This window comes from Stenotrophomonas maltophilia, from assembly GCF_013464485.1.
In the GTDB taxonomy this organism is placed as follows: Bacteria; Pseudomonadota; Gammaproteobacteria; order Xanthomonadales; family Xanthomonadaceae; genus Stenotrophomonas; species Stenotrophomonas maltophilia_AW.
The window spans coordinates 178,089-184,510 of record NZ_RAUX01000018.1 but is presented as its reverse complement, the minus strand read 5'-3'; the positions used below and the strand labels follow the sequence as shown (position 1 = coordinate 184,510).

Here is a 6,422-nt window from a genome sequence, read left to right as displayed (position 1 = left end):
GTKGCGGGAGTGTCCGCGGCATGGATGCCGCGGCCAAGCCCCCAAGGACGGGTTTACGGCGTCTCCCGCAACCGGACCCACCCCGCCATCCCACGGATAGCCCGCGGTTGGCGTTGCTTCGGCTGTTGCCGTTGCCTCTGCGGGTGCAGGGCGCAGCCCTGCCGACCAACCCCATTCAGGCAGGTAAGTGCAGGTCACAGGATAAGCAGACGCCTTGTTGCCTTCATCAAACGGGTCCACATTCCTGTGCAGGAGACGGGCCACCGCCCGTTGTCGAGACACCAGGAGACCTGCATGTCCGCTGCCCCCAGCACCGCCATTTCCCGCGATCCGGCCACCGGCCAGCAGATCGCCAGCCATCCCTTCGCCAGCGACGCCGAACTGGAAGCATTGCTCGATCGCGGGCAGGCCGGGTTCGCCGCTTGGAGCGGCCAGAGCCTTGAACAGCGCGCGGGCGTCCTGCGCGCCATGGCCGCGGTGCTGCGTCGTGACCGCGAGAAACTGGCCGCGCTGGCCACCGCTGAAATGGGCAAGGTGCAGGCCGAATCGCTGGCTGAGATCGAGAAGTGCGCCGTGTTGTGCGAGTGGTACGCCGACCACGGCGCGCAGTTCCTGCGCGACGAACCAACCCAGGTACCCGACGACAAGGCCTACGTGTCCTACCTGCCGCTGGGCGTGGTGCTGGGCATCATGCCGTGGAATTTCCCCTACTGGCAGGTGATGCGTGCGGCGGTGCCGATCCTGATGGGCGGCAACGGCTTCCTGCTCAAGCCGGCCGAGAACATCGTCGGTACCGCGCAGCTGCTCGATGCCGCCTGGCGCGACGCCGGCTTGCCGGAGGGTACCTTCATCGCCGCCAACATCAGCCGTGAGGGCACCAGCCGCGCGATCGCCGATGACCGCATCGCGGCCGTGACCCTGACCGGCAGCGTGGCCGCCGGCCGCAGCATCGCCGCCCAGGCCGGGCAGGCGTTGAAAAAGGTCGTGCTGGAGCTGGGTGGCTCGGATCCGTTCATCGTGCTGGCCGATGCCGATCTCGATGCCGCGGTCGAAGCGGCCGTGGCCTCGCGTTTCCAGAACACCGGGCAGGTCTGCATCGCCGGCAAGCGCATCATCGTTGAAGACGCGGTCTACGACCGGTTCGTGGCGCAGTTCTGCCAGGAGGTGCAGGCGCTGACCATCGGCGATGGGCGCGAAGCGGGTAACCGCATCGGCCCGATGGCGCGTCAGGACCTGCTGGAACAGCTGGACGCGCAGGTGCGCGCGTCGGTGGACGCCGGTGCACAGCTGCTGGTCGGCGGCCACCAGCTGGATCGCCCGGGCGCGTTCTATGCGCCTACCGTGCTGGCCGGGGTGGAGCCAGGCATGCAGGCCTTCGATACCGAGACCTTTGGGCCGGTAGCCTCGATCAGCCGCGCCCGCGACGCCGACCATGCGGTGGAACTGGCCAACCAGAGCGAATTCGGCCTCAGCGGCAACCTGTGGACTGGCGACCGCGCCCGTGCGATGCAGCTGGCGCGCCGGCTGCAGACCGGCGGCGTGTTCGTCAACGGGTTCTCTGCTTCCGACCCGCGCGTGCCGATCGGTGGTGTGAAGAAGAGCGGCTTCGGTCGCGAGCTCTCGCACTTCGGTATCCGCGAGTTCGTCAATGCGCAGACGGTGTGGTTCGACAAGCATTGACGCGCGGCTTCCATCCTTCCTGCAACGATCCACCATCAGTCCAGCGAAAAAAGGACGGCATTCCCATGTCCAAGGGTTCAGACCTGCTCGTCGCCGCACTTGAGAACGAAGGCGTCGAGCGTATTTTCGGCATCCCCGGCGAGGAGAACCTCGACGTGGTCGAGTCCCTGCGCCATTCCAGCATCGAGCTGGTGATCACCCGCCACGAGCAGGCGGCCGTGTTCATGGCCGCCACCTATGGCCGCCTGACCGGCAAGCCCGGCGTATGCTTGGCCACGCTCGGTCCGGGCGCGCTCAACTTCACCACTGGCGCCGCCTACGCACTGCTCGGAGCGTGGCCGGTGATCATGATCACTGGCCAGAAGGGCATCGTCGCCAGCAAGCAGGCGCGCTTCCAGATCGTGGACATCGTCAGCACGATGAAGCCGTTGACCAAGCAGGCGCGGCAGATCGTTTCGGCGCGCACCATTCCGACCATCGTCCGCGAGGCGTTCCGTGTGGCCCAGGAGGAGCGCCCGGGCCCGGTGTTGCTGGAGCTGCCGGAGGACATCGCCGCCGATGAGGTCGAGGGTGTGCCGCTGATTCCGCCGCATGCGGTGGAGCGGCCGATCGCCAGCCCGGAGGCGGTGGACCGCGCGGCGGAGATCATCCGCAATGCAAAGCGGCCCTTGCTGATGATCGCCTCGGCCGCCTCGCGGCCGCAGTCCAGCGAGGCACTGTCGGCGTTTGTATTGCGCGCCGGCATTCCGTTCTTCACCACGCAGATGGGCAAGGGTGCGGTGGCGGGTGGTTCTGGCCTCTATATGGGCACGGCGGCGCTGACCGAACGCGACTACGTACACATGGCCATCGACCAGGCCGACGTGATCGTGACCATCGGCCATGAAGTGACCGAGAAGCCGCCGTTCGTGATGCGGCCGGGTGGCCCCACGGTCATTCATATCGGCTACTCGCAGGCGGCGGTGGAGCAGGTGTACTTCCCGCAGGTGGAAGTGATCGGCGATATCGGCCGTTCGCTGACCCAGCTGGCTGACCGCATCGAAGGCGCGGTGCCGAACGCCGATGCGCTGCTGCCGCTGCGCGCGACGATCCTGGAGCATCTGGCCGACCGTGCCGAGGAGCCGGGTTTCACCCCGCAGCGGCTGGTGCATGACGTGCGCCAGGTGATGCCGCCGGACGGCATCGTGGCGCTGGACAACGGCATGTACAAAATCTGGTTTGCGCGCAACTACCGTACCCAGGTGGCCAACACGCTGCTCCTGGACAACGCGCTGGCGACCATGGGCGCGGGCCTGCCGTCGGCGATCATGGCCTCGATCCTGTATCCGCAGCGGCGGGTGCTGGCGGTGTGTGGCGACGGCGGTTTCATGATGAACAGCCAGGAGCTGGAGACCGCGCGGCGGTTGGGCCTGAATCTGGTGGTGCTGATCCTCAATGATGGTGCCTACGGCATGATCCGCTGGAAGCAGGCGGTGGATGGCTTTACCGATTACGGCATGACCTTCAGCAACCCCGATTTCGTCAAGTACGCCGAGGCTTACGGCTGCAAGGGCCATGAGGTGACGGCCATCGAGCAGTTCATTCCGACCCTGGAAGCGGCGTTCAGCGAGGGCGGGGTGCACCTGGTGTCGGTGCCGATCGATTACTCGGAGAACCAGCGGGTGCTGGTGGACGAACTGCGGCAGGCGTTCCCAGGGAACGGCTGACGCCGGGTCAGGCGCTGCTGTAGGTGTCGACCTTGGTCGACACAGGGACCGCCAACCAAGGTTGGCGCCTACCGGGCAGGGTCGGCTGGCGGGGCTCGGGGAGGGCGGTTTTGGTATGCTGTCCAACCGGCTGTGCCGGGCGCAGCATCCCCCCTCACTACACGATTCCCGCAGATCCATGAGCGAAGCTACCGATACCCCCCCCGTCGACGAAAACAAGTTGATCGCCGAGCGCCGTGAGAAACTCAAAGCGCTGCGTGGGCAGGGCATCGCGTACCCGAACGACTTCCGTCGCGAGGACTTCGCCGGTCGCTTGCAGGACGAATTCGCCGATGCGGAGCAGTGGACTGCCGAGGCGCTGGAAGGCAACGGCCGCCAGGTGAAGATGGCCGGCCGGCTGATGGCCAAGCGCATCATGGGCAAGGCCAGCTTCGCGCAGATCCAAGACGAGTCCGGCCGCATCCAGCTGTTCCTGCAGGGCACGGTGCTGGGCGATGCCTACGTCGCCTTCAAGGGCTGGGACGTGGGCGACATCATCGCCGTCGAAGGCGGCCTGACCCGCACCAAGACCGGCGAGCTGTCGGTGAAGGCCGAGTCGATCCGCCTGCTGACCAAGTCGCTGCGTCCGCTGCCGGACAAGTGGCACGGCCTGGCCGACGTCGAGCAGCGTTACCGCCAGCGCTACGTCGACCTGATCGTGACCCCGGAGTCGCGCGCAGTCTTCATCAAGCGCTCGAAGATCATCCGCGCCATGCGCGCGTGGCTGGACAACCGTGACTTCCTGGAAGTCGAAACGCCGATGATGCATTACATCCCCGGCGGCGCGGCGGCCAAGCCGTTCACCACCCACCACAACGCGCTGGACCTGGACCTGTACCTGCGCGTGGCGCCCGAGCTTTACCTGAAGCGCCTGACCGTCGGTGGCCTGGAGCGCGTATACGAGATCAACCGCAACTTCCGCAACGAAGGTGTCAGCACCCGCCACAATCCGGAATTCACCATGATGGAGCTGTACGAGGCCTATGCCACGTACAACGAAATCATGGACCTCACCGAAGGCGTGATCCGCGACGTGGCCCAGGCCGTCAACGGTGGCACCGAGGTGGAGTGGGATGGCGCGAAGATCGACCTGGGCCCGGCCTTCCGCCGCTGGCGCATGGACGAGGCGGTGCGCCACCACAACCCGGAAATCTCGGCCGCCGACTGCACCGACCGCGAGGCGCTGCTGCGCCATTGCGAGCGCTTGAAGATCCGCGTCAAGCCGTCCTACGGCTGGGGCAAGCTGCTGCTGGAGATCTTCGAGGCCACCGTCGAGCACACGCTGATCCAACCGACCTTCATCACCGATCACCCGGTGGAGGTCTCGCCGCTGGCCCGCGCCAACGACAACGATCCGGGCTATACCGACCGCTTCGAGCTGTTCGTCAACGGCAAGGAGCTGGCCAACGGCTTCTCCGAGCTGAACGATCCGGAAGACCAGGCACAGCGTTTCCAGGCTCAGGTGGCTGCGAAGGAAGGCGGCGACGACGAGGCCATGCATTACGACGCTGATTACATCCGTGCGCTGGAGTACGGCATGGCACCCACTGGCGGCCTCGGCATCGGCGTGGACCGCCTGGTAATGCTGTTGACCGGAAGCAGCTCGATCCGTGACGTACTGCTGTTCCCGTACATGCGTCCGGAGCAGTAAGTCGTCTTTTTGACTGCTGTTTGTGCGCGCCGTCGCGAAATGAGACGGCGCGATTGACGCCTCCCGCACTCGGCGTATCGTTAATGCACTACCTTGACGCCTGTTGTGGCTTGATCGGCAAACGGGGGAGTGCACGGTGTGGAGAGCCCGCTTCACAGTGTGATGACGATCATGAACCGGGACGCATGACACGGGAGTCAGGCCGATGCAGGGTGCGAGCGTTCGCAGCGGCAGGGTATCCTCGCCTGCTGATGATCCAGCGTGGTCGAGAAACCAGGCGGAGTATGCGTTGAACATCGTCATTGTTGACGACCAGACCTCCGCCAGGACGATGCTGCGTCACGTCATCGAGGATATCGCGCCGGAATTGAGCGTGTATGACTTCGGTGATCCGTTGACTGCATTGGCCTGGTGCGAAGCGCATCCGGTCGATCTGTTGCTGCTCGATTACCGCATGCCGGAAATGGATGGGCTGGAGTTTGCACGCCGTTTCCGGCGCCTGCCCAAGCACCGCGATATTCCCGTGATCCTGATTACCGTGGTCGGCGACGAGCCGATCCGTCAGGCCGCGCTTGAAGCGGGCGTCATCGATTTCCTGGTCAAGCCGATCCGCCCGCGCGAACTGCGGGCGCGCTGCTACAACCTGCTGCAGTTGCGCCAGCAGACCGAAAACGTGAAGCAACGCGCGTTGTCGCTGGAGCAGCGGCTGCTGGCCAGCATGCATGAGGTCGAAGAGCGCGAACGGGAAACCTTGTCGCGGTTGGCCCGGGCGATCGAATTCCGTGATGCTGGTACCAGCGCCTACCTCGAACGCATGGCGCGCGTTGCGGGCCTGATTGCCGAGCAGCTGGGCCTGCCCGAGGATGATGTGCGCCTGATCGAGATGGCGGCGCCGCTGCATGACATGGGCAAGATCGCCATTCCCGATGCCGTGCTGCTCAAGCAGGGCAAGCTGAACGACGAGGAGCTGGCGATCATGCGCAGGCACCCGCGCATCGGCCATGAGCTGCTCAGCGGTAGCCAGAACCGTTTCATCCAGGTGGGCGCGCTGATTGCACTGCGCCACCATGAGCGCTACGACGGCAGCGGCTATCCCGATGGCCTGGTCGGCGAGGCCATTCCACTGGAGGCGCGCATCGTCGCAGTGGCCGATGTTTTCGACGCCCTGATTTCGCCCCGTCCATACAAGGAAGCATGGACCATGGAAGCCACGCTGGCTTATCTGTACGCCCAGCGTGGGCGATTGTTCGACCCACGCTGCGTGGATGCGCTGATGCGGGGGCACCAGCAGCTGATGGACATCTGCGCCCAGCACTCGACGGCATCGACGCGACCGGGTGGGTGAC

At 65.5% G+C, this 6,422-nt stretch carries 4 protein-coding genes; all 4 read left to right on the top strand.

Annotated elements, in window-relative coordinates; genetic code table 11:
* The first annotated feature begins 294 nt into the window (after window positions 1-294).
* The 4 genes from D7Y61_RS09295 to D7Y61_RS09280 all read left to right on the top strand — a co-directional run bounded on the left by D7Y61_RS09295 (window position 295) and on the right by D7Y61_RS09280 (window position 6,421).
* Window positions 295-1,680, top strand: a complete 1,386-nt coding sequence (locus D7Y61_RS09295) for an NAD-dependent succinate-semialdehyde dehydrogenase (RefSeq protein ID WP_180866005.1) — start codon at window positions 295-297, stop codon at window positions 1,678-1,680.
* Between the two features lie 65 nt (window positions 1,681-1,745).
* Complete coding sequence (locus tag D7Y61_RS09290; RefSeq protein ID WP_180866004.1) at window positions 1,746-3,386, top strand: acetolactate synthase large subunit; 1,641 nt, start codon at window positions 1,746-1,748, stop codon at window positions 3,384-3,386.
* Window positions 3,387-3,564: 178 nt separating this feature from the next.
* Window positions 3,565-5,076 (top strand): lysine--tRNA ligase, encoded by a 1,512-nt coding sequence (lysS, locus tag D7Y61_RS09285; RefSeq protein WP_180866003.1) that lies wholly within the window; start codon window positions 3,565-3,567, stop codon window positions 5,074-5,076.
* 205 nt (window positions 5,077-5,281) lie between these two features.
* Window positions 5,282-6,421 (top strand): response regulator, encoded by a 1,140-nt coding sequence (locus tag D7Y61_RS09280; protein WP_006364528.1) that lies wholly within the window; start codon window positions 5,282-5,284, stop codon window positions 6,419-6,421.
* Window position 6,422 lies beyond the last annotated feature (1 nt).

Bases quoted from the DNA above. Each gene is read 5' to 3' on its own strand.
- D7Y61_RS09295 (WP_180866005.1), top strand. From the start codon at position 295: ATGTCCGCTGCCCCCAGCACCGCCATTTCCCGCGATCCGGCCACCGGC.
- D7Y61_RS09280 (WP_006364528.1), top strand. From the start codon at position 5,282: ATGCAGGGTGCGAGCGTTCGCAGCGGCAGGGTATCCTCGCCTGCTGAT.
- lysS (WP_180866003.1), top strand. From the start codon at position 3,565: ATGAGCGAAGCTACCGATACCCCCCCCGTCGACGAAAACAAGTTGATC.
- D7Y61_RS09290 (WP_180866004.1), top strand. From the start codon at position 1,746: ATGTCCAAGGGTTCAGACCTGCTCGTCGCCGCACTTGAGAACGAAGGC.